Raw genomic sequence first — 25316 nt, 5'->3', positions numbered from 1 at the left:
TTGCTAATAAAAAACCTATAAATCGGCCGCTGTTCATCACATGCAGCCTTATTCTGTACTTGTGAACGGCAAAATCGCCGTCACTCTGTTCACTGTTTGTAAATACCATATAAATCATCTACTGTGTAAATCCCGTAATCAGAAAACTTAAAGTGCTCTGTATTGCCTGTCACAGAGCGATACCAGTCCATCGTTTTGCAAATATTTGGCATCCCAAATGCAACAATTTTTCCAAGATCTTCAATAATAGCCAGTCCATATGGAAAATCCGCTGTAAAATATCTTGATTGAAAATCAGGAATCCAGCCATTGTTTGTTTGAATCATTGGTGAGTGTAAATTGTGCAAGCTTTTGATGCTACATAGCTTTTCGGTCATTGCTTTCACTGTTTCACTTTCATAGTGCAGTTTTAACGAGCGAACATTACTCATGTCCAATTTCGTCAGCTTTTTGCACAGTTCTTGTAATTCTTCATCACAGGCAATTAAAAGTTCAGACGATTCATCATTCCACTCTCCATAGAAGAGAGGATTTTTCGAGTACACTTTGCCATCTTTATAATTCCTAAATAGCGTACTCAACCTGGCGGTGTGCAGAATTGGATTGCTCGGTGTCAACGTTACACTAAGATAATTAGGTAATACATGGCACGGAATTTCCCATAACGAAGAAATAAACATTGCAATCCTTTCAGCAGTGTCTGCTGGAATTGCCGCCAAAAACAATTCATTTCGCAGACCTTCGCAGCGAACTCTCTTTCCATACTGCTCAAGTCTTGCCACAGATGGCACACGCTGTAATCCGCACAAAACAGCTCCTGCGCGAATACAATCGCTAAATGCGAATTCAGCACCTCCTGTGCCGGGCATTACGCATATGACCATTCCCCTTTTCACAAAGGGAAGCATCTCCTCTGCCAGTTCTTTTAACTTGAAAGCCGGATATGTAACAAACACAAATTCGCTTCCCTCAATCGCATTTTTCAGGGATGATGTCACACTCTTCATTTTTCCTGTCGTAATGCAATCATTCGCATCTACGATTTCAAGTGTTCCATCGTAAGCATACGGACGTGAACTGTAAACCGTTACATCACATTCCTTTGACGCACAAACACAGGCCACCTGCGTTCCTATGTTTCCGCCGCCAATAACAGAAATCCTTTTATAAGAAAGATTCACCTAATTCTCCCTCCTGAATCAGCACCAACAGGAAAGAGGAATTTGCCAAAGTCAAATCCAAAACTTCTCTGTTGGTTCTTTCATATCTATTTCCTGCATCTGTTCCAATTTTCCGGTTTCCTTGAATAACTGATAAATAGAAGCCGCAAAATATATATCGTGAATTGATACGCCAATGTTATATGCCAGAATTCTTTCACTATCGTTTTCTCGCCCCGGTTTTACTCCATTGACGACATCCGAAACTTCTGCAAGTCGTTTAAATTTATCAAAATTCTTGAAGTTCTTTACATGCCCCACATCATCGGCAAAAACCTTGTCAAAAAACAAATCACAGTTTGTAAATCCCAACGTATGGATAGCTGAACTAAGACACCCTCGTCAAAGAACTTATCTTCACAGACATCGTTCGGAAGATAAGTGGCCCCGGATAATACCACATCCGAGCCTTTCACCATTTCTTCGGGAGTATCAACAAATGTGAAATGATAATTCTTATTCGCACAAAATCTCTCTGCCAAGTCCACTTCCTGCCCTTTGTATTTAAGGAGCTTAATGTGTAACTCTCTGTCGGGTAATTTATCTTCTAAGATTAAAAGCGTTGCGCGAACAACGTTTCCAAGACCCATAATGCCTATCGTAGAAAAATTTTCCTTTGCCAATAATAAAATCGAATGTGCTGCAACTGCTCCCGTGCGCATAGTGGTGATCCACGTTCCATCCATTAGAGCCAGAAACTCACCCGATGCTGCATCCATAAGGAGGATTCTGCTTTCAAGACTTGGCACCCGATTGGGATAGCGAGTTACAATCTTTACCCCCCCCCAGCTGAGATTTCCAGTTTGTGAAATAATGCTGGGCATCACATTACAAAATGTTCCATCAAACGGTTTCATGCTGATTTTAGGCGGCAGAATCGTATTCTTTTTATTGCGTATCATTTGCTCTGCCCAATCAAAGCATTGGCATGGACGGATATTCAATTCTTGAATATCTTTAAAGGTAATCAATTTCATATTAGTTTATCTCCCATTTGATATATCTTTTCTATACATCAGATCAGCAATAGCAGTTATTGAGTAAAATAACTTTCAAATGGCCTTTCCAACTCTACACTCTTTACCGAATGTCCAACAGATCTTTCTTCATCTGATGGATATTCGAGATAATTTCCATATGCTGATTTCAAAAAATCATCATAGTTTTTGGGAGCCTTAAATAAAGTGTCTTCAAACTTCACATCAATAAGCTCATCCACATATTCTCTTCTAAACACATATGTTCCTTTGAACATACCATCCCTCTCAATGTAATACTCGTTCCCGGATACGATTCCTTTTTGTATTTCACTTTCGATTTTATTGTCAATTTTTTCTTTTGATACTGGAATCCAAGCCAATATATCGTTAACCAATCGATTCAACGGATTTTTTGTTATATTATTCAACCCATACCCAGCTTTTAACATTTTTATTTTGCAAAGAAGCTGTAATTTTCTCATGTGGGAAGAACGTATCATACTTGAATTGGCTTTATCGTATGGGAGAATATCCACAAAAATCCCATCTTGTATGCCTAGTCCATCAGTGACTTTTTCTATAAAGTGTGTATGCTTCATCCGTACTTTTGCAAAAACATAACCGATATTTTTATCAATACTACTTGTCTGTAGAAAGAACCTCTCATCTAATTGATTTGGAGCAACTTCCAAAAATCGATTATAGTTTTCAGTAGTCATTCCGATGTCCATATCATCATCCCATGGGATAAATCCTTTATGTCGAATGGCTCCCAGTAATGTCCCATCAATAAGGAAATAATCTATTTGATTTTCTTCACATATTCTTTTGATCTCTTTTGCAATTTCCAATTCTAATAATTGTAATTTTCTGATTGGTATTCCCATAATATCTCCATCATCTATTCGCTTAATCAAAGTATTCTGCATATGCTTTAGCACTTGGAATTTCGTTCCATGCAGGACCCTTTTCAGAAATCCAATTAGGATTTGGTATGCGCCATGTTTCTGAATAAACACTAGCAAGATAAGATTCAGCCTTGTATGGAACTGAAACTTTAACGCCGTTAAAATCTCGAATCTCCGATTTGCCAAATCGATACATCTTTAATAATGTAAGATGATATTCATTATCCTGTGTATAGTCATAACCTTTTTTCTTGTAGGCCAGATAGACATTATCGTTGTTCTCAGTAAAAAAGTGCAGAAAAAAATCTATCGTCAAAACACCGCTGCTATAGGTTTGCTCAATGATTCTTCCATCATAAGTACAAGTTTTCTTCTTTCTGAGGCCAACATTCTTTAACGCATTTTCCAAAGCGTTCCACATATCAGCCTCATTTTTTTGGTCATCAGAAAGAACGCCAAAATCCATATCCGAATCCCATTTCATAAAGGCATTGTCTCGAACCAATCCAAGCAATGTTCCGAAATCAGCAAAATATGTAATGCCTGTATTCTTTAATGCTTCATCAACCTTTACAAGAACGTTCCCACCGTTTTCCTGCAGTTCTCTTTTCTTGTTCTCTACTTCTTGCCGCTCTCTTTTCTGGCCAATCAATTTATAATAAATCGCGTAAAGATGCTTTAGCTTTTTCGCTCTTCTTTTCAATTCTGTCATTTTCATAACTTCAATCTTTCTTTCTGCACCAATTCAAAAAATCTTCATAGTTGTCAAACTGAGGGTTTGTAGAATGAAATCTTCTGTCTGCTTTCTCGTATTCCCCCCCCAATTTTAGAACATCCTGAAAGCATGGGATAAGTTCTGCATTTCTATCTTCAAAAAGCCAAAAGAATTCTCTAAATATTTCTTTTGGAGGTTCTGAATCATATGACTTCTTATAGTTTTTATATAGTTCTTTCGCTTCACATAGTTGTGCTGCGGCTCTTTTCTTATAGTAGGTATTCAAGTCGCACATTACCCTAGCAGGGGAGCCAACAATAACACTGTTATCAGGATATATCCCCCCCGTCAGTAGACTGTTAGCACCAATAATACAGTTGTTGCCTATCGTGCTGCCTTTAAGAATTGTTGTGTTCATACCGATAAACACATTATTACCAATCGTCACTTCACTACAGCTTCCCATGCAGTCGCCGCTATAATGTTTAAACACAGACCAATCATAGCCGTGCGTAAGAATTGTAACGCCTTCTGTTATTTCAACGTTGTCTCCTATTTCAATCATAAAAGGACGCGTTTCATCAATGCTGCATTTTGTAGGAGCATAAATAGTTACATTTTCTCCAATTCTCATACCCTTACTTTTTAGCCATAACACATAGGTTGAAGAATCTGCTTTGTGACCGTAGATTAGCTTTTTAAGTATCTTTTTAATCTTCATTTTTATTATCCTTTTTCTGTAGAATCAATAAAAATCCGCGAATAATTTCTTGATTTTGCCAACAACCCCATACAACCAATACAAACAATACAATCATGCTCAGCATGATGTTTCTTAAGAAATAAGCCGTTGAAACAAGTGCAAGTATTATTGCTAACTGCACAGAATAGTTCAGTGAAAAACGCACTTTAATGGATTTGCAAACGACTTTATATCGACACAAGAATATAACGCAATAAGAAACAAGCGTTGAGATTGATGCTGCATATAGTCCAATCTTTTGAATCAGGCAAAGATTGATAAGGAAATTTACAGCTGCACCTACGGCCGTTGTCCACCCGGTAGCTTTAGAGTCTTTTAATCCTGTTAAAACACCACCCAGCAAGGAACACATAGAATTTGCAAAAATTGCTACAAGCAAAATGTAAATTTGACTATATGCTTGCGCATAGTTTTCTCCCACTAGAAGATCAAACATAAAGCTCATACAAATAATGATTCCCAAGTTCAAAAATGAAAAAAATTTGTAGCTTCTGTTCAGCATTGCATTGATGTACTGCTGATGATCCTTATCTTTCATAGAAAGGGAAACAGATTCAGACCATGCAAGGTTGAATACAGAAAAAAGCGTTGTATAAATTGTAGGAATTTTATTTGCCGCCGCATAAATACCATTGGCCGCAGAGCCAAGAAACATGAGAATCAAAATTCGGTCTGAAGTATTGGCAATCCACCATGAGATAGCATTCGGAATCAGTGGCACAGAGTATGCAAGCATCTCTTGCATTTTCGCTTTTCTAAATGCGTGGAAGGAAACCAACCGCCATACTTTAAGGCGAAATACCAAATATAGGCTGCCAAATACTTGAGATCCAGCTAAGGCCAAGAGAATTGATGAAGCACCTTTTCCTAGGCTGACAATAAAAACGATATTAATAATCAAGGAAGATAATGTTACAATAAAACTTGCTATCGAATAATCTGTATTTTTCCCCAGACCGCGTGCCAAATTGGATAAAAAGAAATAAAACGCTAGTGCCCATAGTGAAAGCAGAAACAGGCTCAAATAAGGAACGTTGTAATATCTATTTACCAACAATACAATCAGCGTAGTGATTCCTGTCATAGAAACCACAATAAAAAGCCCCGTAGAGATATATTCTTTTTTTATTTCCGTATTGTCGCGGTTATCAATAAGGAACCTAAATATTGCAGACTCAATTTGCAGTGTTGCAACATACAAAACAAGGTTAATCACGGTTTGCAGAACATCTACCACACCATAATCTTCCGGGAGCAGCAGAGATGTATAAACAGGCAGAAGCAGGAATGTAAACAGCTTCGAGCTTAATTGTCCTATCGCCAAAATTCCGGTATTCTTTATTAAGTTTTTTTCTCTACTCATTTATTTGCTCCCGGGCGCTCTTTTCCAATTCAGCCATGACAATAACTATAAACGATGCTTGAAATATCATATAAGTAAATGTATTGTCTGTCATGTAAGTTATCATGATATATACAATCAATAGCAAATATAGCTTTACTGTTTCTGTACTTTTGTGACCAAGTTTATATGGGATATATGCCAGATAATAGGAAATCCAAGCGAGAAAGCCCAAGAATCCAAAGTCGATATAGTTTCTCATAATGTCATTATGCACACCCTGCTTCAACATATCGGCAATCAGAGAAACCGTTCCCCACCCTCTACCAAAATAAAAAGGGGTAACCGAAAAATATTGGGTCAATTTTTCAAACCATCCCAATCTTGACATAAAATTGATTCCATATTGTGCCGCAAGTCTTGCAATTATATCAGTAGAAATAACCTCCAAATAAACATACATAAAAAGTGTTGTTCCAAGCCAAACCACACCATCAAAGAATTGAATACTTCGCACCTTATTTCTACGCTTAATCACAATATATATTGCAAGCATTAAAACCAATCCTATGAACTGTATTCGCTTAAAACCAAGATACAGAAGCACAGCACATATGATCAGATATACGCAATATGTTTTTCTTATTTCTCTCCGTTTTCGATTTTGATAGAAAGAATAAAAGAAGGAAATAAAGAAAAGCCCCAACGTAAATGTAACTTCATGGAGTTCAAGCGCATTTGAAATCCGTCCACCTGCCACCCATGTATTCCAAACATCGGCAAAAGGATTAGAAACAAACATTACAAACTGTCCAATTCCAAATTTAGCAATAGCCCAAATGACGCCGATGATATTATTTACCACTAATCCTCGAAAAAAAATTCTCGTGCTATCTATGCCAAACAGCCGGAATCCGGCATAAGCGAAGCCGATTGTCAAGCAAGCTTGAAGCATTTGACTTACCATTCTGGAAACAGATGAAACAAATGAAATTCCACTCACCGGATTAGCCAGAACCTGCAATGGAAATATAACGAACATTATTATGTAGGGCACAAAAACCAGCCTTGAAGTTTGCGTTGCCACTTTATTGCTTCCCATGCCAGTCACTGACAAGGCATATATTATCCACAGCAAAGCAAGTCCAAACTTTGCAAAAAAGGGGAATGTTATAAATTTGAATCCACACATCAAAACAACTGTTGATTCAAATAATAATTCTTTTACGTTTATTTTTATTGTCATTCTGTCTTTGCAATACTCCTATAAACTAGTCTCAGAACAATTCTTTTCTTTTTCTGTGGTTCTGAAGTGAAGCCATCGCATAAACTAACATTGTATTTTTATTACTGATTGCCTCGCAGAACAGCTTTTGTTTGGGCGGCATTTTAGAGTAATCATATGCCTTAATGGCTGTTTGTACACATTCATCGCAAATCATATTTTTTATGGAAGTTCTTGAACTGTGAAAATTTCTCCTGTAAGCCACCTCTTGCATAATGGTTACGCGCAAATTTGCCAAAAACATACTTGTAATACGCTCACACAGTTCTACGTTATATTTTCGGTTTTGCACCAGATGCTTTTCATATAGGTAAAGCTTTTTTATTTGCTCAAATCTTTCTGGTCTATATTTTGTCGTCAGTGTCCCGGCATTGTGATAGTAGTGATACCCCACAGAATCAATAATTGCAGCCGTATTACAGCAACTCAAAAAGTCAATGTCAAAAATTGCATCTTCGGAAATATATTCTCGCTCCGAGTGAAATTGAATATTATTATCTGCAATAATTTTCAGTGAATAGATACCTTTGCACACAGACATTCCTGCATAATTTGCGCCATATTTGTCATACCCCAACATACTTGGAAGTAACTCGTTCTGAATATCCCGTCCAAGAAATATTTTTCCTGCAAAGAGGTGAGGACTTGCTTTTTGTTGCGTTTCATACATGTCTGTCATTCCGCCAATGCAGATATCTGCATTGGCTTTCCGTGCCGCATCTAAAAGTTCTGAAAAGAAGTCCTGAGAAACCGCATCATCTGAGTCAACAAAGGCTATGTATTTTCCTTCTGCCATAGCAATTCCACTGTTTCGGGCAAAGCCCAGCCCCCCATTCGTCTTGTGCAGTACTTTAATATGTGCATATTTTTGCGCGTACTCATCGCACATAGCGGGGCTGCTATCAGACGAGCCATCATCTACTAAAATGATTTCATAATTATCCACTTTTTGCTTCAAAAGTGATTCAATGCATCGCTGCAAATGCTTCTCAACGTTATAGACGGGCACTACAATACTTAACTGTCGTTTCATCATTCACCCATTCAATCTTTCATCTGCTGTGCAATATCTGCATCCACAATTTCCTCACCGGTCTTATACTTCAGCTGCTCCTTAGAAGCTTCACTCAGACCGTTGTTGATTACACAGTTCATATCGCAAGTGCTGCACTTGTCCAGGTCCTCTTTAGTGACTTTGCCATCACGGTAGTCACGGCAGATCTTCAGCTCATACATGCTGTACGGATGCTTGGTGAACAGAGCCTTGAACTTATGAACCAGAACCCAAGTAACAGGCTTCCAGATGTACTTGTGCATAGCCGGGGAAACAGAACCGATCATCCAACAGTCACGGTCGCAGCAACGAACCTTTGCACGAACCTTCTCTGCTTCCGGGCTGTTCCACAGTTCGTCCCAAGTCTGGTTATTAAGGTTGCCCATGACCTCTTTATCCTTGGTACCATTGCAAGGCATAACATCGCCATACGGATCGATGAAGAAGGTGTCGAAACTCATGTCGCAAGGCAGCAGACGCTTCTGACCATAGATGTAGTTGATCAGGCCATGATTGAAGTAGGCACGGAACCACTTCTTCGGGCTGTTGCTGCGGAGCAGTTCGTTGACCAGATTCTCGAAGTTCTTTGCAACCATCGGACGATCACGGATGATGTTCTTAGCTTCGACAAAATAGAAGCTGTTGTGCAGAGAAGCCGTTGCAAACTCCATGCCCATCTCGTTGGAAATCTTGTACAGAGGTACGAGGTCAGGAGCATTCTTGTCCTGAACGGTCATACCAAAACCGACATCCTTCATGCCCATTTCACGCAGCTTCTTCAGTGTGCCGTAACCACGCTGGTAGCCGTTCTGCAGGCCACGAATCTCATTGTTGGTCTGCTCCAGACCCTCGATAGAGATACGAATACCGATCTGAGGGAACTCCTTACACAAATCAACGATACGATCTGTGAAGAAACCGTTCGTGGAAATAACGATACGGTCAGACTTCTTGTACAGTTCACGCACGATATCCTTCAGGTCGGTACGGATGAACGGCTCACCACCGGTGATGTTGGTAAAGTACATCTTCGGCAGTTTCTTGATGGTTTCGATGCTGATTTCCTCTTCCGGCTTGGAAGGTGCTTTATAACGGTTACACATGGAGCAACGAGCGTTGCAGCGATAAGTGACGATGACCGTACCATTCAGTTTCTTTTCGTTATTGTTATCCATTTTCTAATACCCCTATCTCTCTTTTTTATCTATAAACTTTCATAATTTTCTCGTAATACTCATCGATGGTATCGAAGCTGATGTCCTTACAGTTCTTGCTATACTGTTCACACAGCTTTTTATCACCCCAGAGCTTCTCGATCTTCTTCTTCAGATCTTCGGCATTACCGCTCTCGAACAGCTCGCCGGTCTTGCCAACCTGAATCAGTTCCGGGATGCCGCCGATGTTTGCACCCAGCACCGGCGTGCCGTACATCTGGGATTCCATCACAGAGAACGGGCAGTTCTCGTACCACTCAGAAGGGTAAATGGAGAACCGTGCCTCACGGATCAGCTTCTCCAGTGCCTCGCCTTTCTGGAAGCCAACGTTCTTGATGTTCTTAATACCATTTACTGTCTCTTCCAGCGGGCCAGTACCGGCGAAGATGAACTGCACATCCGGCAGTTCCTTACAGACCTTGATGAGCGTGCCGATGCCCTTCTCCTCAGAGAAGCGGCCAAAGTAGAGGACGTAATCCTTCTTCGGCGTCTCTTTCCACTCAACCTTGTCGATGAAGTTGTGCATCGCCACAGTCTTGGTCGCAAACTGCGGATTGCTGTCCATCTTGCTCTTCATGAACTCCGAGCAGCAGATCATGGTATCAATGTACTTGTAGGTACCCTTCCACTTCCAGAACTCTGCTTCCATCATGCCGATGGCAGATTTCGCCGTGGAGCCGTGGATGCACTTGCCTTTCATGCAATTCACGAAATGGCCGCCGAGGCACTTCTCACAGTTCTGGTGAGTGTTCGGATTATTCAGCATATGGTTCGGGCAAACCAACTGGTAGTCATGTGCCGTGAAGATGATCTTACAATCCCTTCCGGTCTCCTTGCGCCACTTCACGATTTCCAGAATGATGGAAGGTGTCAGCTGGTAGTTGAAATTGTTCAGGTGACAGACGTCCGGCTTGAAGTCATCCAGAACTTTCCGCAGCTGCACTCTTGCTTCCTTGCTGTAGATAGTTTTGATGGGGTAAGTCAGCTTGCTCAGTTTGCTGCCGCCGTGGAAGTCCATACCAGATGTATAAGCATTGACCCGGTTGCCCACGCAGCGGCCTTCATGCTCCATACCGAAGTACTGAACCTCATGTCCGTGCTGCTCTAGCGCCTCACCCAGCTTAAATATGTAGGTTTCTGATCCACCGTTTGGATATAGAAACTTATTTATTATCAATACTCTCATCTATTATTATCTCCTGTACAGTTCCATCGTTTTCTTTACAACTTCATCCCAGTTATATTTCTCGCAGATAAAGTCAGCTGCCTGCTTCTTCATTTTCATAACCATTTCAGGATGGTCACAGGCCTCTTGCAGTTTTTCTCGCAAGTTCTCTACATCTGACTTTTTGAAAATCAATGCCTTATCTTCCACAACCTCTGCGCACTCCGGAATATCCGAAACCAGACAGCAATTGCCGTAGCTCATTGCCTCCAGTAGGCTTAATGGCATTCCTTCCAGATCAGACGGCAGCGTGTAAATGTAAGCATTGCTGTACAGTTCATCCAGCATTGCTCCCTGCACAAACCCGGTAAAGAGAATCCGATCGTCACCCTTCGCCAGTTCTTTCAATTTCTCCATAAAGGAATCCGTATCACTGGAGCCGCCTGCAATGACCAGTTTTTTATCTGTCTTGACATTCTTGAAGGCCTCAACCAGATATCGAATGCCTTTCTCCGGCACCAGACGACCGAGGAACAATATGTAGGAATCCTTTTCCAGTCCAAAATTATCTCTGATCAGCTTCGCTTTCCGAACCTCTGGCCGATTTACACCATTAGGGATAAAGTGCGTCTCTCTTCCATAAGTTTCCTTAAAATAGTCCTGCACTCCTTTGCTCAGAACAATGACCTCGTCCGCATACTTCGCAGCATTTTTTTCACCTTGGTGGATAAACTTAGAACCAAGTCCTGATTGCCATTTCTCGCGCTGCCAGTCAATGCCATGGACGGTAACTACAACTCTTTTCCCAAACATCTTCGGCAGCCATGCAAAGAACGCCGGCCCTTCGGCATGGATGTGCACCACATCGTATTTTCCAAATGCACTATAAAGTGCCGCAAATGCGGAGGAGCTGACTGCAGCAAGTCCCCCTGATGTCAAGATAGGGGCAAAAACTTTTTAGAAAAAATCGCAAAAAAATAAGCCCCACAAGGCTTCCCGTCAGTTCTGAACCGACTTGAGCCTTGTAGGGCTTTACTCGCTATTCTATTTTCAATAGTTACTTATCGAATCCAATCCATCAATTTTCTTACGCCGTTTATCACACTGGCATAATCAATTTCTGCTGCATACGAGTATTTCTTCTGATATGCTCTCCACAGCACTTGAAGCTGTTCATCTGCTTCAATAATTTTGATAATCTCCTCGGCCTGCTCCTGCAGATGATCTGTTCCTCTCTTGTTACAAGTTGCCGCAAAAGCATCCTTCAAAACAACCTTATTGACTTTATCTTCGTATGTATCAAGCAGCATCCGTATATCGTAAAAATCTCTCATTCGGGTGTTTAAGATGCCCCTCGCCAAAACTGTCTGCAACTTCTCGGCTAATATAGTTTCCAAATTATACGACCATAGACTGATAGAACGATCTTCCAGCAAGAGATCATAATTGAACTCGATTGCCCGTGGGGTAATCACGTCGCCCGTGGAAATATCAATTTTCAAGGGCGTAATCAATCTTCCCACATTGGCATTCATGGTAACGCGGATTCCCGGATACTCCATTTCATCCATGATATTGGAAACGTCTTTAACATCAAAAGAAACACCATCGTCAAGGTCAATATCTTTGACCTGATTGACAACTCGCAAGGCATCCTCCGCAGATAGATTTAGATTCTTCATGCTGGTGTCTATGTCCATCGTGGAACGGTGCGCAACACCAATCATTGCCGTAACCAGTATTCCGCCTTTGATAATGAAGTTATCCCGATATTCTGATTGTGCCAGTCTTTCCAGAAAACGCTCCATCATATAGATTCGCATGAGTGTCCTTGCGTCCGCATTGTTCTGTTTTGCAACGCTCTTGATACGCCCTTTTATCTGTTCAGGTGTAAATCCCATTTACAGTAGTACCTCCATATAATTTCGGATGATCTTATCCACTCGAAATAGCTTTGCATACTTCATCAGTTTATTAAGGTCCTTATCTTTTCTCCCGACATACGCTTTTAATACTGCATTGAAATCCTGTACTTCTATAGAACTTCTACTCCGCACCAAGTCGCAAATTGTCCGTTCCAAATCGTACATAGGAATTTCATTTCCCTGATTGCTTTTTACGATTTGCTTGCCAACGTCAACAAGTTCCTTTTTTACTGTATAAACCTTATAGCCATCCTCTTTTAAGCGGTGAGCATTATACCCACTATAAATCGTGAGCGTATGAACAAGCGGTTCCCGATCTGTCAGCCCATAATAATAGAACGCTTCATCATGAGAAAACACTCCCATCGGGCAGCGGCGGTGTAGCATTTCTAATTCGTCAATCCAAGTATCTTTTGCTGCGTATACGCCATGTCCGACTTGTTCGTATTCATTGGCCTTTACATATTTATAAAACTCAAATTTCGTTAAACCTACTTTTGTTGCAAGCTGCGGTGTTAAAATCTCATGTGTCTGAGCCAAATTGTTCATGTTCATTATAAGCGTCACCTCGCCTTCGTGCTTATATTGTATTCCAAATAAGCACGAAAGTCAACGCAAATTTTCTTTTGTGCTTATTTTATTTGCAATATTAGCACATTCGTCCACTCAGACTTACTTGATGCTCCCTATTCAACGTGCTATACTTAAACTATGAAAATCAATCAAAGGGAGTGCATTTGTCATGAGCAAACGACTTGTTGCTTACTTCTCTGCCAGCGGCGTTACCGCAAGGGTTGCTGAAAATCTGGCTGATGCTATCGGTGCAGACATTTTTGAGATTCAGCCGGAAGTTCCGTACACCAAGGCCGATCTGAACTGGATGGACAAGAAATCCCGCAGCACCATCGAAATGAGCGATCCTACCTCTCGCCCTGCCATCGCTGCCAAGCGTGATAACATGGACGAATACGACACCATCTTTGTCGGATTCCCTATCTGGTGGTATATTGCTCCGACGATCATCAATACATTTCTGGAAAGCTACAACCTAAAAGGTAAAACCATCATCCCCTTTGCCACATCTGGCGGCAGCGGTATGGGCAAGACCAACGAAAAACTCGCGCCAAGCTGCCCCGGTGCCAAACTCCTGCACGGCAAGGTATTCAATGCTTACTCCAGCAAAGCCGACTTGTCTGCATGGGTGGAAACCCTTAGCCTCTAATAGACACATTCCTGCGGAATGAAATACCCGCCTGGTCGAGAAGATTTTCTGAATCCTCTCACCCAGACGGGTATTCTTTTTCTTATACCACTTCTTCCATCCAATTATGTGCCATACTTTTCCAACGCTCTCCGAATCACATCCTCACAGTTGAACTCTATTTTCATCGTTTGATCGTCATACAGATAAACCATGCTCACAAAAGCATCCACACATTCTTTTGTCAGCCCGCCGATGTACGTTTTCTCGCTGGCCTGCTTTGTCAGAGCGCGGATTTCTTCATCCAGTTCATCAGCACACTCCTGTTCTTCCTTTTCTGTCCGTATGCTATCCTGCAATGCGACAAGTTTTTCCGAAAGGATCTTTTTCTTTTCTATGTACGCATCTCGCCGCAGCACACCGTCCGCATACGATTCATATAGTTTGATTTGTTCTACCCGAATGGCTTCTGCTTGCTTTTCCAAGTCCTCAATGTCCATGCAGCGCACCGTGACAGACTGCTTTTCCTGCATCCCCTGATTTACCACATCCAGCGCATAGAATACTGTTTTTATCGCACGAGCCACTTTTGCGTTCACCGAATGTTCTCTGTAATAGCCGCCGTAGCATTTAGAGAACTTTCCGGCTGACCGTTTATAGCCGCAATAGAAAACCATTTCCCCATATTGCCTTTCGTGGCGAAGCTGCCGATTACAGTTTCCGCAGCAGATTTTTCCTTTTAACGCAAAATCATCGCCCACCTTATATTGAATTGGAGTTACGTTACGGATCGCTTTCTGTGCCTGATAGTATTCATCTCTTGTCACGATGGCCGCATGAGCGTTTTCTGCGATGATCCACTTATCCTCCGGGAGTGTCCGAATAGATGTAGTGTTTACATCAATTTTCTTTCTTCTCCCCATAACCAGCGCGCCCGTGTATTCATACCGTCTAAGGATTCTCCATACGATTGCCGCATTCCACAGCATTTCACTGTCCGGGGCAATAATAGGATTACTGCCCATCAGCAGATTCTTACGTTTCGCATACAATCCCGGCGTAGGAAGATTTAATTCGTTCATGCCATAGGCGATCTGCGTTGTATTGCGACCGGACAATGCCAATTCAAATACTTTTTTCACGCAGGATGCGGCCTCCGGGTCAATCTCCCACCGCTGCCCACCTTTCTTGTTCCACACATATCCAAAAGGAACATTCGTGCAGGTGGCTTTCCCATTCTTCCAGTTCGTTTCCAGAGCAGCCCGAATCTTTTTCGCAATATCCCGGCTATACATATTATTCACCAGATTGCTGACCGCCACTTCGATTCCCGGTGTTCCGTTGTTCAGTTTCATGCTGTCAAAGGAATTATTCACAGCAATAAACCGAACTCCCATCAACGGAAAAATCTGTTCAATGTAATCGCCAACACCGATATAGTCACGACCAAGGCGGGATAAATCCTTTACCATGATGACTTTTATATCGCCCTGCTTCAAATCCACGATCATTTTCTGAAAAGCCGGACGATTAAAATTTGTTCCAGTATAGCCATCATCTACATATTCTACAATCTCGCCAAACAAATCTTCCTGCTTCCCAATGTAATCGTGGAGCAGCATCCGTTGGTTCTCAATGCTGTTACTTTCATCCTTGCTGCCCTTTTTCAAATCTCCGTCTGCCAATGATAAGCGGAGATAGATTGCAATTTTATCATTCATTCTGAACCTCCGACATGATTGCAAGCACTTCCTGATAGGGGTCGCTACACTTAAATTCGACCTCCACAGAATTGTCCATTCCTACATAGATTCTCTTGATAAGTTCATGCACCAGTTCTTCATCAAATTCATTTTGATTCAGAATCCCGCGCATCCGCTCCATCTGCGCATCGCAGATTCTAATTCTCTTTTCCAGTTCCAATGCGCGCTGACGCTGCTTTTGCAGTTCATGTTCCAACCGCTGCTTTTCTGCTATGTAGTGTTCCTTTAGCTGACTATATTCATCTTCGTCCAGAATTTCAGCTTTATAGTCCTCATATAAACGCAACCACCGTTCTTCGGCTTCCTGAATCCGAAACAGGATAGAGTTTTCTTTCATCTTGATGGAACGGGCTGAATCCAGATTGCTGCCGCGCATCATGTCTTTTACCATCTTTTCTTCTTCACACATGGTAGACACCAGATGATGAATCTGATCCATCGCCACCATCATCAGCATTTTCTCCGGCACCGCATGATAGGCACAGGGAGTCGTGTTCTTCTTTCTTTTGCAAATGAACACTCCATAGTGCGTTTCTTTCACCGTACCATGCACACGCCGTTCAAACGTCATGTTGCGTCTGCAGCAGCCACAGTAAACCATTCCCGATAGATGGTTATAACACTTCTCTCTGGTTGCTTTGGAACGAGCCATCGCCCTTTCCCGTTTTTCCTTATTCTGCTCCCGCCGTGCCTGCACTTTTTCAAAATCCGATTTCAGAATGATTGCTTCATGAGCGTTTTCAACAATGTGCCATTCTTTCTTTTCCACTGGATGGAGGCCAATCCCTTTGTATGATGCAGTTTGCGTTTTCCCAGATACCAGTTCTCCAATATAGGCACTGCTGTTTAAAATACGAAGAACCGTACTGGGGTGCCATTTATTATAGGTAGGGTCATCTCCCTCATGCAATTTGCGATTCAGCCGTTCGTTCGGCCTTGCTACTTCTAAAAATTCTAACCTGTGGGCAATTTCGTTTGTGCTTACTCCTGCAAGATACCATTGATAGATCAGTTTGACCCACTTCGCATCCTCAGTCGCTTCAAACTTATTTCCCTGTTGGTTCAACTGATAGCCATACGGTGTACACCACGATGTGGGGATTCCCTTTTCGCGGCGCATTTGGTAACTAAGGCTGATTTTCTTTGAAATGTCCTTAGCGTACAAGCTGTTTACCATGTTCTTGATGGGAACCGCAAGACTATCCACATCCGACTGCCGGATGTTGTCAAAATCATCGTTGATGGCGATAAAGCGAACATGGAGCATCGGGAAAATAGTTTCCAGATAGCTTCCCGTTTCGATATAGTCACGACCAAATCGAGATAAATCCTTCACTACGATGCACTGAATTTTGCCTGTCCGCACATCTTGCATCATACGCTCAAATTCTGGTCGGTCAAAACGTGTTCCCGTAAAACCGTTGTCTGCATAGGTATCGGTCAGCGTCAGTTCCGGGTTCTCCCTGATATAATTATGAATTTGCAAAATCTGTGTGTGCAGGGAATCTTCTGTTTCATGCCCGCCGTTCTCAACCGACAGCCGCGCATACGCTGCCGTGCGCAGAAGTTCTTTTTCGTTTTGCTGTACGGCCTCCTGCGCAGCGGCCTGCGGCATCAGATTCTTTCTACTCTTTCTTGCCATTACAATCTTCCTCTCCGTTGTTCAGCCATTCTTCCGGGAAGAATCCCTTCCACTTACTTTCTTGTAGGATCACTTCTACCTGTTCAAAATCTACGATCCATACATGGTCAAGCCATTCTTTAAAATGTGTGCGCTCCAATTTTTCAGGAATTGAAATCGCTCGGAACTTCATCAACCAGGGATTCCCATGGCTAAATGCTTTTTCTATATCATTAACAGCTAGCATTACTTTTTTAAAGGCCGTTTCCTGCTTTTGGACTGCCATCTGATACTGATGTTCATACTCCTCTACCTGTTCTAGCGAAATTGATCCCTGCTCGTATTCCCGATAAACTGCTGTTCGTTCATCGTCCTTGGCCATCAAGTGCGTAACAATCTCATTTGCTTTTTTTCTGTACTGCAATAGTCCAGCATCCATGCACTGCTTGACTTTCTCAGGATTCAAGTCCAGCACCCTATCAATATGCGCAGCTTGCATTTTTTCTTTTTCCAAAGCTGAAAGAATCTCTCGAAAGATTTTCTCGCTTTCGATGAAAGGGGCTTTTCCAGAGAAGCATTTATACCCCTTGTCAAACGAATAGATTTGCTGGCTTTCATCTTCTGATGTTCTGCACAGCAGACCTTTTCCACTTTCCTTGTCAAAGATTTTTTTGAAGAGCAGATTTGGTTTTTTTCGGGCCTTTTTTCTCGAAGGCAACCTCGTAGATTCCAACTTTTTCTGAGCTTTCTGAAATTCCATCTCTGAAACAATCGCCGGAACCTCCAATTCTCGCTTTGCCTTTGCCAGTGTCAGCGTACACTTTCCGATATAGAGTGGATTTTTCAAAATCGAGCGAATTGTTGAATCCGGCCACTTGATTTTTGCTCTTGACCTTTTTTTCTTTGCCATCTGGATTTGTGGAGATGGAACGCCCTGTGCATCCAATGCTCTTGCGATTTCCGGGATTTTCATATCTTCCAGATACATCTGAAAAATCAGCTTTACAACCTGTGCGCTCTCAGGATTAAGAACAAGGTTTCTGCGATCTTCCGACAGCGCATAACCATATTTAGCCTGTCGATGAGTCAATGTACCTTCTTCAAAGTGATTCTGGCGATTGGTAATAAATTCCGAACGGATCTTATCAATGGTCTTTCCATTGAAATACTCTGCAACTTCTTCGGCAGTTTTGTCTGCACTGCAAAAGTCATCTTCCACAACTGCAAATTGGATACCAAGCGGATAGAACGTCCTCTGCAGTGCTTCAATGGCAAACGGAAGGGTTCTTCCACAGCGGAAGATAGAATCCACAACAACTGCATCAAATTTCCGAGCCATCCCATCCTGTACCAATTTGTCAAAGCCCTCTGTGGCTTCTGCTGTTCTCTTTCGGTCACTGTATTTTTCAGATACGTTGCACCCAAGCTTTTTTAGATACCGTGCAATGCGCTCATTCTGCTCCGCAATCGTATTGGATGGATTTTCGTCTCCGATCCTGCTGGAAATCGACCTTGTATAACTGACCCATTTCATTCCTCTGCCACCTCATTTCCGTGATGTGCTTGATATTCCATAAATTTTTCTGTGATACTGTGCAGTTCATCCTCGAAGCAGAAATGAATTTCAATCTCTGTTTTGCTATGAACATCTATGTGGTCGATCAGTTCCACCACGACCCTGCGTTCGAGCGTTTTGATATGTTCGTACTGCTTAAATTCTTCCAACCAAGTAGGAAGCAGTGTGTCGTGCTTTAATGCCTCCTGCTTCTTTTCGCGGATTTCCTGAATCTTATCCTGTGCCTCTTTTATCTTCTGCGCAAAGCGAGTATTCATTTCTCCGTACTCTTCGCGACTGACAACATCATCGCATAAGTCCTGATACAGACGGATTTTCAAATTACTGTACCGTTCTAATTCAGCTTCCAGTGCAGTGATCTGGCTGTCCAGAATCTTTATGCCAATCTGTTCGCCGCTTGCCAACTCTGCATTGGAGAGTACCTTTTCCGCTTCTACAAGAAGTGTCACTTGATGCCGAATCGCAGCCAGAACACTTTCCGTCAGCTTCTCACTGTTTATCATGTGCGGTGTGCAGCCGCCGCCATTCTTATAGGTAGAGCAGTGATAGTATTGATACTTCTTTCCGTTTTTCGTCACCGTGCGGCGAATCATATTCTGCCCGCAGTCTGCACAGCGCAGAAAACCTGATAATGGATAAACTGTTGTCTGCGATGGTGCGGTACGAGTGTCCAGTTCCAACAACTGTTGTACTTGCTGGAACTCGCCTTTGCTGATAATGGCATCATGCGCATCTTCCACCCGAATCCAGTTTTCACTTCCAACATCATGGCTCTTTTTTACTTTGTAATTGATTTTCCTGCGTTTACCCTGAATCAATGTTCCCGTATAGGATTCATTTTTCAAAATACGATTGACGGAAACCACTGTCCACTTCTGATTCAGCCCAGCCTGAAAACCGCAGGTATAGTTGAATCCATTGGCTCTCTTATACTCGTTCGGCGGCAGGACCCCAAGTTCATTCAAGTGACTGGCAATGCGCTGTGAACTCATTCCGTTCAATTTCTGTTTGAATATTTCCTGCACAATGCCCGCAGCGTATTCATCTATAATCAGATGATTTTTGTCTTTGGGGTCTTTGCGATACCCATACCCTGCGAAACTGCCAATGAACTGACCTTCTTTTCGTTTCACATCCAAGTGACTGCGAACGCGCAGTGAAATATCCCGGCAGTAGGTGTCATTGATAAGATTGTTGAACGGAATCAGAATACGGCCCTTATCATCGTTTTCCTCTGCACTGTCATAATGATCGTTGATGGCGATAAAGCGCACACCCATGAATGGAAAGATTCGTTCCAGATAACGACCCGTTTCAATGTAGTTTCTGCCGAAACGAGATAAATCCTTGACGATGATGCAGTTGACGTTCCTTTTTTCAATGTCCTGCATCATCCGCTTAAAATCCGGGCGTTCAAAATTTGTGCCGCTGTAACCATCGTCCACATACTCGTCGAACTTGTGCAATTCCGGGTGCTTTCCCATGTAATCGTTCAGCAACGCTCTCTGATTTTTTATGCTGTTGCTCTCCTGCTGGTCGCCATCCGAACGCGACAATCGAAGATATGTGGCACAGTTGTATTTTTCATTTTCCTGAAAAAACATAAAAAGCCGATAACCTCCTAATCTATTTGTCGTTCAGACAATAAACCAAGAAATTATCGGCTTTATCAGCATATTCTGTTTTGACCCAAAGCCATTATCTCATATTTCGCGGTTTATGTCAACGCTTTAATGTGCTAAAGTGTAAATTTTCTTCTGCTTTCTTCTTTTTTTATTTTCGATGTGTCCGTGCGCATTTTTTCAGCGTATCCTCCAATCGGTTCTCTCCGGCAAAACTGATCTTTACGACCATTCCCCGGTCAAGATAGCAGTAGGGGTTCTTGATCTGTGAAACAAAATCAACCATCCGTTCTCGTTGCGACAGGTCTTTCTTGATTTCCACATCGTTGATGTCCACCAGTTCTTCACGGTTCACATCCCGAAGTTCCACCGCTGCCAATTTCTTCAAATCCTCAAGTGTATGCGTCATTTTCTGGTACATCAAATACCTCCCTTCACCTATAGCATTCTAAAAGGGGTGTTTGGCAACCAAATTTTGAAATTTCACAAAAATATTTTTTTAAGCGGTTGCCAAAAGGTGGTTCCAGAATGATATAGGTATAAGGACAATTCTCGATTTTCCAGGTCGTGGGGCTTTTTTCTCTCTTAGCGCAAGATTCGCCCATAGCCGCTCAAAACTCACTTTCGTGGTTTTTCCCAGCGGGCAATCTTGATGGGGATTCCGTTCCCCATTCCCACGGTACGCACAAAATCTTGGATTTTGGCTATCCGGCTCCACATAAATGTGTTCGCAGCCGAACGCCTACGGCTTATCGGGAGTTGTTCTGCAACTATAAAATGCAGGAGGATTATGCTATGGCTCGACCAAAGAAAGAGAAATCTCTTCATAGGGGAAAGCGAGTTTACATCCGTTTCACAGAATTGGAATATGAGCTGGTGGCCGGATACGCTAAAGATGCCGGATACCCGATTGGTACTTTTGTACGCAAACAGGCTCTCCGCGAAAAGCTGGAAGTCAACTATAATATCGTTGCCGATCTTGGCGAGATTCAGAATTTGACGGTGCAGGCCGCAGGCATTGGAAATAATCTCAACCAGATTGCCCGCTATTTCCACGGCGGCGGTCTGGCATCACGCGGAATGTTGGAAGAACTGAAAAAGTGCATTGCGGAAATCCGTGAATTGCGGCAGGAAATCGTTCAGCTTGGAGGTGTGTATCGTGGCAATTCTAAAACACATCGCAAGTAAAAATGCCAATTATGGGAGTGCCATCGACTATCTCAAATACCAGCACGATGAGTTTCATCTGGTTCCCGTTCTGGATGAAAGCGGGAATATGCTGCTTCGGGAAGAATTTTATCTTGACGGTTTGAACTGCAATCCCGAAACCTTCGACCTTGAATGTGAACTGTTAAACCAGCAGTACCATAAGAACAACACCTATGATGAAATCAAAAGCCACCACTACATTATCAGCCATGACCCCAGAGATAACGCCGACCACGATTTAACAGGAGAACGTGCACAGGCCATCGGGCTGGAATACGCAAAAGCTAATTTTCCGGGGCATCAGGCTTTGGTCTGCACCCATACAGATGGCAATAACGGAACAGGCAACATCCACACCCACATCATAATCAACAGCCTGCGCAAATCCGATATAGAGCCTCAGACCTACACCGAACGGCCAATCGACTGCAAGGCTGGATACAAGCACCACCTTACCAAAGACTATTTGAAGCACCTGCAAAAATCTTTGATGGATATTTGCCAGCGCGAAGGGCTACATCAGGTCGATCTGCTCTCCCCTGCTGCGGATAAAATCACACAGCAGGAGTACCATGCGCAGCGGCGTGGGCAGCTGAATCTGGACATTGCAAACATGGAACTTCTGGGCGATGGCATCACCCCCATGCACACTACCTTTGAAACAAACAAAGAAAAATTCCGCAATGCCATTTCTGACATTGCGGAACGTGCCACATCTTTTGAGGAATTTCAACGGTTATTAAAAGCGGAATACGGAATTTTGGTAAAAGACCATCGTGGACGATTCAGCTATCTTCCTGCTGACCGGCAGAAATTTATTTCTGCCCGCGCTCTCGGTTCTAATTATGACCGCGACAGGCTTCTCCGCATTTTTGCAGAAAATGCGCGGAACAAAGAACGGAACAATCCTCATTGGGCAGCAGATGATCCTATGGCTATTTTGTTCATTAAGTCTGACCTGCGCCTTGTGGTTGACTTGCAGACCTGCGTAAAAGCACAGCAGAGCCGCGCCTATGCGCAGAAAGTCAAGATTTCCAATTTGCAGCAGATGGCACGAACAGTCGCTTATGTGCAGGAACATGGATACGATTCTTACGAAAAACTCTCCGATACCACTGACGCCATTCAATCTAAAATGGCAAAAGCCCGAAGTGATGCCAAATTCACCGAAGCAAAATTGAAAAAAGTCAATGAGCAGATTCGTTATTTAGGCCAGTATCTTTCTACAAAATCAGTCTATGGTGATTTCTTGAAATCCGGCAATAAGAAATCTTTCCGTCAGGCTCATGCAGAGGATATTGCCAAATATGAAGAAGCCCTCCGCATCCTAAAGCAGCACTCCCCAGATGGAAGGTTCCCGACCATGAAAGACCTCCGGGCTGAAAAGGAGCAGCTTACCATTCAGAAAGATGCCCAGTATGACACCTACCACTATTTCAAAGATTACCACAGGGAACTCCAGACTGTATGTGCCAATGTAGATAACATTCTGGGAACAGAACGAGAAGCACGGCGCGAACAGCAGCAATCCCGAAAGAACGAACACTCTCTATAAAACAAAAAGCCAGCCCTGGTCTTTCCTGCGAAAGACCAGGGCTGACCCTTTTCTACCATATTACTCTTAGAACAGGATTTGAACTGTCGCATCCTGAATCAAATCAATGAACTGCTCTTTCGTTATAACTTCTTTGCGGCAAATAATCGACTTATCCGCTTGCTGCCGTGTATAAGTCAATTTTCTATCATCGTGGCGAAGCTGCCGCACCGCATCCAAAGTCAAGGCTCCCTCACGATACATCTGACACAAAATAAAGTCATTTGACTTAAATGCCACCGAAATCGGAGAATCCAGTGCAGGAGTAAATTCAGAATTTCCCGTTAAAATGCGCTCTGCATTCGTTTGGAACTCATGCGCATCCGTATCCTGCGTATAGATTGTCAGGCTGTCCACTCCATCATGATACCACGCGAATATTTCAGCAAGGATCGTCAACGAGATTTCTCCCGCATTCTTTTTAAGAGTGCGACCCGTTGACAGCGTTCTTCCATGAATCGGCCATTCATCGTACAGCCGGTTCATCCATTCCTCTGCGGAAGGCAAATCAATCAGATCTTCGGTTTTTACTTTTCTGCGAAGGAAGCGCATCAACTCTGACACACGCGATACCGCAGCTTCAACGATGTAGTACAGGTTCACATCTTCATCATTGACAAAAGCACCGTACTTTGTTTCATCAATCCAACGAATAGGATACCCTTGTGCCTGAAGCTGCTCAACATAGGTGCTTCTGTATGTAGAATCCTCAATTTCCTCCATTACCCACTTTGGTATCAGAATCAAATCGTATACGCTGAGGATTCCATCAGATGGATAACTTCTCTGGCTCAACTCGTGCATAAATGCCAGTGATGAGTTATCCATAAGTGCTATTTTGGTTTCCCCAGCATATTCTTTATACTCTGGTATATTAAGCATCGGCCTCTCCCGTCAGCATTTTAAATTCACTTAAAACCGTTTTTAGAAATGCTTCATTGTCTTTATGGTATTCCACTTCCGGCTCATTGCGAATCGTCTTATTGATTTTCTCTTGTAGCGGACTTACATTTACTACATACGAGGCCGTACAAGGGAATCATCCAATCCCAAATCGCGGAATCTCTGTGCAATATCTTCAACCTGCACATCAAAGTTTTCCTTAACTTCTTCCACAATAGCCGTGTTCCCATTCTTTACTGCACTTTCATACAGAGAAATCAGCACCGCCTTATAGGGAGCTTGGAAAGCGTTCATGCACTGAAACGCTTTTGCTTGGAACTCCATATCCTTTAAGCCCTCAAAGTACGGCATAAGGTTTCCCAGAAGCATAAGCGCAGCAAAGTATTCTGCTTTTCGTTCTTCCATCAGGATTTCGGATTCAATTAAATGGTCAAAAGAAACTTCATCAAACAATAGATGATAAATTTCATGCCATGCCGTAAAATACTGATTTGCTCTCGGAAGTGCCGTATTTATCAAGGGGATTCGTTTTCCATCCCGAACAAAAATTGCTCCGCTTAAATAGCGATTATCAATCGGCAGCTGTATCAAACCATATGGTCTTAAAATCTGTAACGCCAACTGTATCGGAGAATTTATCTGCATCGGATTGTATTTTGACCAGATAAGCGAAGCACTCTGCTTCATCTGTTCCTCGATAACTTCGTTCCTTTTGATAACTTCATCTAAGTTGCTGCTGTAATTCGCTCACTCATAGCCTTCCGCCTTTAATAATAAACACTGCAAAGGTTTAGAATATCCTGCAACAGATCGTACTCCATTTTTGCCTTATCATTCATCTGATAATCAATCGGCGCATTCTGCGAGTACACGGCATCTACACTTTGCACTCTCGGTGAAAATCCCATCAAAGTATCCGGGTCAATGCTCAAACTGGTAAGAATCTTGTTCAAGTGCTTATCGAACGTGCTTTTGCTATCTATCTCGCCATTCAAAATCTTATCTAAAGTAGGGCGAGAAATCTCTGTTTTCTTGCAGAACGATACTTTTGAGAATCCATTGCTGCGAATATAGTCCTTTAATTTTGTTCCTGTCAGTTTTCTCATTTCAAAAAGTTCATCAAAACGCATTTTTCATCTCTCCCTTCTGCTATTATTATATACCATCAGCTTCGTGAAATCAATCGTAATGTAAAAAAGTTTTTACATTACGACTCTAACGCAAAAAAGATGGCCTCCTTTTGGGGGAAGCCATCT

24 protein-coding genes and 1 pseudogene are annotated in these 25316 nt (G+C 42.5%); 3 read left to right on the top strand and 22 right to left on the bottom strand.

The features are described from left to right. Positions 1 to 89: 89 nt before the first annotated feature. The 14 genes and pseudogenes from DXA70_RS00945 to DXA70_RS00885 all read right to left on the bottom strand — a co-directional run bounded on the left by DXA70_RS00945 (position 90) and on the right by DXA70_RS00885 (position 13126). Positions 90 to 1181 carry an NAD/NADP-dependent octopine/nopaline dehydrogenase family protein gene (locus DXA70_RS00945; protein WP_128117314.1) on the bottom strand — a complete coding sequence of 364 codons (1092 nt, stop codon included), beginning with the start codon at positions 1179 to 1181 and terminating at the stop codon, positions 90 to 92. Between the two features lie 51 nt (positions 1182 to 1232). Then, a complete protein-coding gene (locus tag DXA70_RS15000) occupies positions 1233 to 1511 on the bottom strand; it encodes a hypothetical protein (protein ID WP_278321295.1) in 279 nt (92 codons plus the stop codon). Continuing rightward, the gene (locus tag DXA70_RS00940; protein ID WP_278321294.1) at positions 1469 to 2197 is read right to left on the bottom strand and encodes a hypothetical protein; all 729 of its coding nucleotides are present in this window, start codon (positions 2195 to 2197) and stop codon (positions 1469 to 1471) included. The genes DXA70_RS15000 and DXA70_RS00940 overlap by 43 nt, the downstream gene beginning before the upstream one ends. Positions 2198 to 2253: 56 nt before the next feature. Next, on the bottom strand, positions 2254 to 3087 hold the full coding sequence (locus tag DXA70_RS00935) for a LicD family protein (RefSeq protein WP_158565115.1): 834 nt from the start codon (positions 3085 to 3087) through the stop codon (positions 2254 to 2256). A 22-nt stretch (positions 3088 to 3109) separates the two neighbouring features. Then, on the bottom strand, positions 3110 to 3826 hold the full coding sequence (locus DXA70_RS00930) for a LicD family protein (protein WP_128117312.1): 717 nt from the start codon (positions 3824 to 3826) through the stop codon (positions 3110 to 3112). Between the two features lie 4 nt (positions 3827 to 3830). Beyond that, complete coding sequence (locus DXA70_RS00925) at positions 3831 to 4544, bottom strand: acyltransferase (protein WP_128117311.1); 714 nt, start codon at positions 4542 to 4544, stop codon at positions 3831 to 3833. Continuing rightward, entirely contained in the window at positions 4534 to 5949 is a 1416-nt protein-coding gene (locus tag DXA70_RS00920) for a flippase (protein WP_128117310.1), read from the bottom strand. The genes DXA70_RS00925 and DXA70_RS00920 overlap by 11 nt, the downstream gene beginning before the upstream one ends. Beyond that, complete coding sequence (locus DXA70_RS00915; RefSeq protein WP_128117309.1) at positions 5942 to 7174, bottom strand: hypothetical protein; 1233 nt, start codon at positions 7172 to 7174, stop codon at positions 5942 to 5944. The genes DXA70_RS00920 and DXA70_RS00915 overlap by 8 nt, the downstream gene beginning before the upstream one ends. 31 nt (positions 7175 to 7205) lie before the next feature. Then, positions 7206 to 8249 carry a glycosyltransferase gene (locus DXA70_RS00910; RefSeq protein WP_128117308.1) on the bottom strand — a complete coding sequence of 348 codons (1044 nt, stop codon included), beginning with the start codon at positions 8247 to 8249 and terminating at the stop codon, positions 7206 to 7208. A gap of 8 nt (positions 8250 to 8257) precedes the next feature. Beyond that, positions 8258 to 9442, bottom strand: a complete 1185-nt coding sequence (locus DXA70_RS00905; protein WP_128117307.1) for a radical SAM protein — start codon at positions 9440 to 9442, stop codon at positions 8258 to 8260. Positions 9443 to 9467: 25 nt separating this feature from the next. Then, positions 9468 to 10667 (bottom strand): glycosyltransferase, encoded by a 1200-nt coding sequence (locus tag DXA70_RS00900; protein WP_128117306.1) that lies wholly within the window; start codon positions 10665 to 10667, stop codon positions 9468 to 9470. Positions 10668 to 10673: 6 nt separating this feature from the next. Next, a pseudogene (locus DXA70_RS00895) lies at positions 10674 to 11573 on the bottom strand (glycosyltransferase family 4 protein); the annotation flags it as partial. A gap of 134 nt (positions 11574 to 11707) precedes the next feature. After that, positions 11708 to 12547, bottom strand: coding sequence for a nucleotidyl transferase AbiEii/AbiGii toxin family protein (locus DXA70_RS00890; protein ID WP_128117305.1), 840 nt, complete (start codon positions 12545 to 12547; stop codon positions 11708 to 11710). Beyond that, positions 12548 to 13126 (bottom strand): abortive phage infection protein, encoded by a 579-nt coding sequence (locus DXA70_RS00885; RefSeq protein WP_128117304.1) that lies wholly within the window; start codon positions 13124 to 13126, stop codon positions 12548 to 12550. It abuts the gene before it with no gap. Positions 13127 to 13313: 187 nt separating this feature from the next. On the opposite strand from DXA70_RS00885, the gene DXA70_RS00880 reads away from it, so the two are divergent. Then, entirely contained in the window at positions 13314 to 13793 is a 480-nt protein-coding gene (locus DXA70_RS00880; protein WP_128117303.1) for a flavodoxin, read from the top strand. Between the two features lie 104 nt (positions 13794 to 13897). On the opposite strand, the gene DXA70_RS00875 is transcribed toward DXA70_RS00880, so the two are convergent. The 5 genes from DXA70_RS00875 to DXA70_RS00855 all read right to left on the bottom strand — a co-directional run bounded on the left by DXA70_RS00875 (position 13898) and on the right by DXA70_RS00855 (position 20775). Further along, the gene (locus DXA70_RS00875) at positions 13898 to 15493 is read right to left on the bottom strand and encodes a recombinase family protein (protein ID WP_128117302.1); all 1596 of its coding nucleotides are present in this window, start codon (positions 15491 to 15493) and stop codon (positions 13898 to 13900) included. Beyond that, entirely contained in the window at positions 15486 to 17177 is a 1692-nt protein-coding gene (locus DXA70_RS00870; RefSeq protein ID WP_128117301.1) for a recombinase family protein, read from the bottom strand. The genes DXA70_RS00875 and DXA70_RS00870 overlap by 8 nt, the downstream gene beginning before the upstream one ends. Continuing rightward, a complete protein-coding gene (locus DXA70_RS00865; protein WP_128117300.1) occupies positions 17161 to 18690 on the bottom strand; it encodes a recombinase family protein in 1530 nt (509 codons plus the stop codon). Before DXA70_RS00865 ends, DXA70_RS00870 begins: the two co-directional genes overlap by 17 nt. Further along, positions 18687 to 20336: a recombinase family protein gene (locus DXA70_RS00860; protein ID WP_128117299.1), complete on the bottom strand. Its 1650-nt coding sequence runs from the start codon at positions 20334 to 20336 to the stop codon at positions 18687 to 18689. Before DXA70_RS00860 ends, DXA70_RS00865 begins: the two co-directional genes overlap by 4 nt. 169 nt (positions 20337 to 20505) lie before the next feature. Next, positions 20506 to 20775, bottom strand: a complete 270-nt coding sequence (locus tag DXA70_RS00855; protein WP_243000913.1) for a DUF6870 family protein — start codon at positions 20773 to 20775, stop codon at positions 20506 to 20508. Between the two features lie 374 nt (positions 20776 to 21149). Here DXA70_RS00855 and mobC point away from each other — a divergent pair, with 374 nt between their 5' ends. Together mobC and DXA70_RS00845 are read left to right on the top strand one after the other, a co-directional pair. Continuing rightward, positions 21150 to 21542: a plasmid mobilization relaxosome protein MobC gene (gene mobC / locus DXA70_RS00850; RefSeq protein ID WP_158565114.1), complete on the top strand. Its 393-nt coding sequence runs from the start codon at positions 21150 to 21152 to the stop codon at positions 21540 to 21542. Continuing rightward, a complete protein-coding gene (locus tag DXA70_RS00845; protein WP_128117297.1) occupies positions 21514 to 23118 on the top strand; it encodes a relaxase/mobilization nuclease domain-containing protein in 1605 nt (534 codons plus the stop codon). Before mobC ends, DXA70_RS00845 begins: the two co-directional genes overlap by 29 nt. Positions 23119 to 23184: 66 nt before the next feature. Here the strand turns inward: DXA70_RS00845 and DXA70_RS00840 are convergent, their stop codons facing one another. From DXA70_RS00840 to DXA70_RS00830, 3 genes are all read right to left on the bottom strand, one after another. Continuing rightward, entirely contained in the window at positions 23185 to 24039 is an 855-nt protein-coding gene (locus tag DXA70_RS00840; protein WP_128117296.1) for a hypothetical protein, read from the bottom strand. Positions 24040 to 24171: 132 nt separating this feature from the next. Next, the gene (locus DXA70_RS00835) at positions 24172 to 24747 is read right to left on the bottom strand and encodes an ImmA/IrrE family metallo-endopeptidase (RefSeq protein ID WP_243000910.1); all 576 of its coding nucleotides are present in this window, start codon (positions 24745 to 24747) and stop codon (positions 24172 to 24174) included. Between the two features lie 80 nt (positions 24748 to 24827). Then, positions 24828 to 25190 (bottom strand): helix-turn-helix transcriptional regulator, encoded by a 363-nt coding sequence (locus DXA70_RS00830; protein ID WP_128117295.1) that lies wholly within the window; start codon positions 25188 to 25190, stop codon positions 24828 to 24830. Between the last annotated feature and the right edge of the window lie 126 nt (positions 25191 to 25316).

Origin of the sequence: Faecalibacterium sp. OF04-11AC, assembly GCF_003460645.1 — a bacterium.
GTDB lineage: Bacteria > Bacillota > Clostridia > Oscillospirales > Ruminococcaceae > Faecalibacterium > Faecalibacterium prausnitzii_I.
The sequence above is the reverse complement of the archived record's forward strand: the minus strand, read 5'-3'. Positions and strand labels throughout refer to the sequence as shown.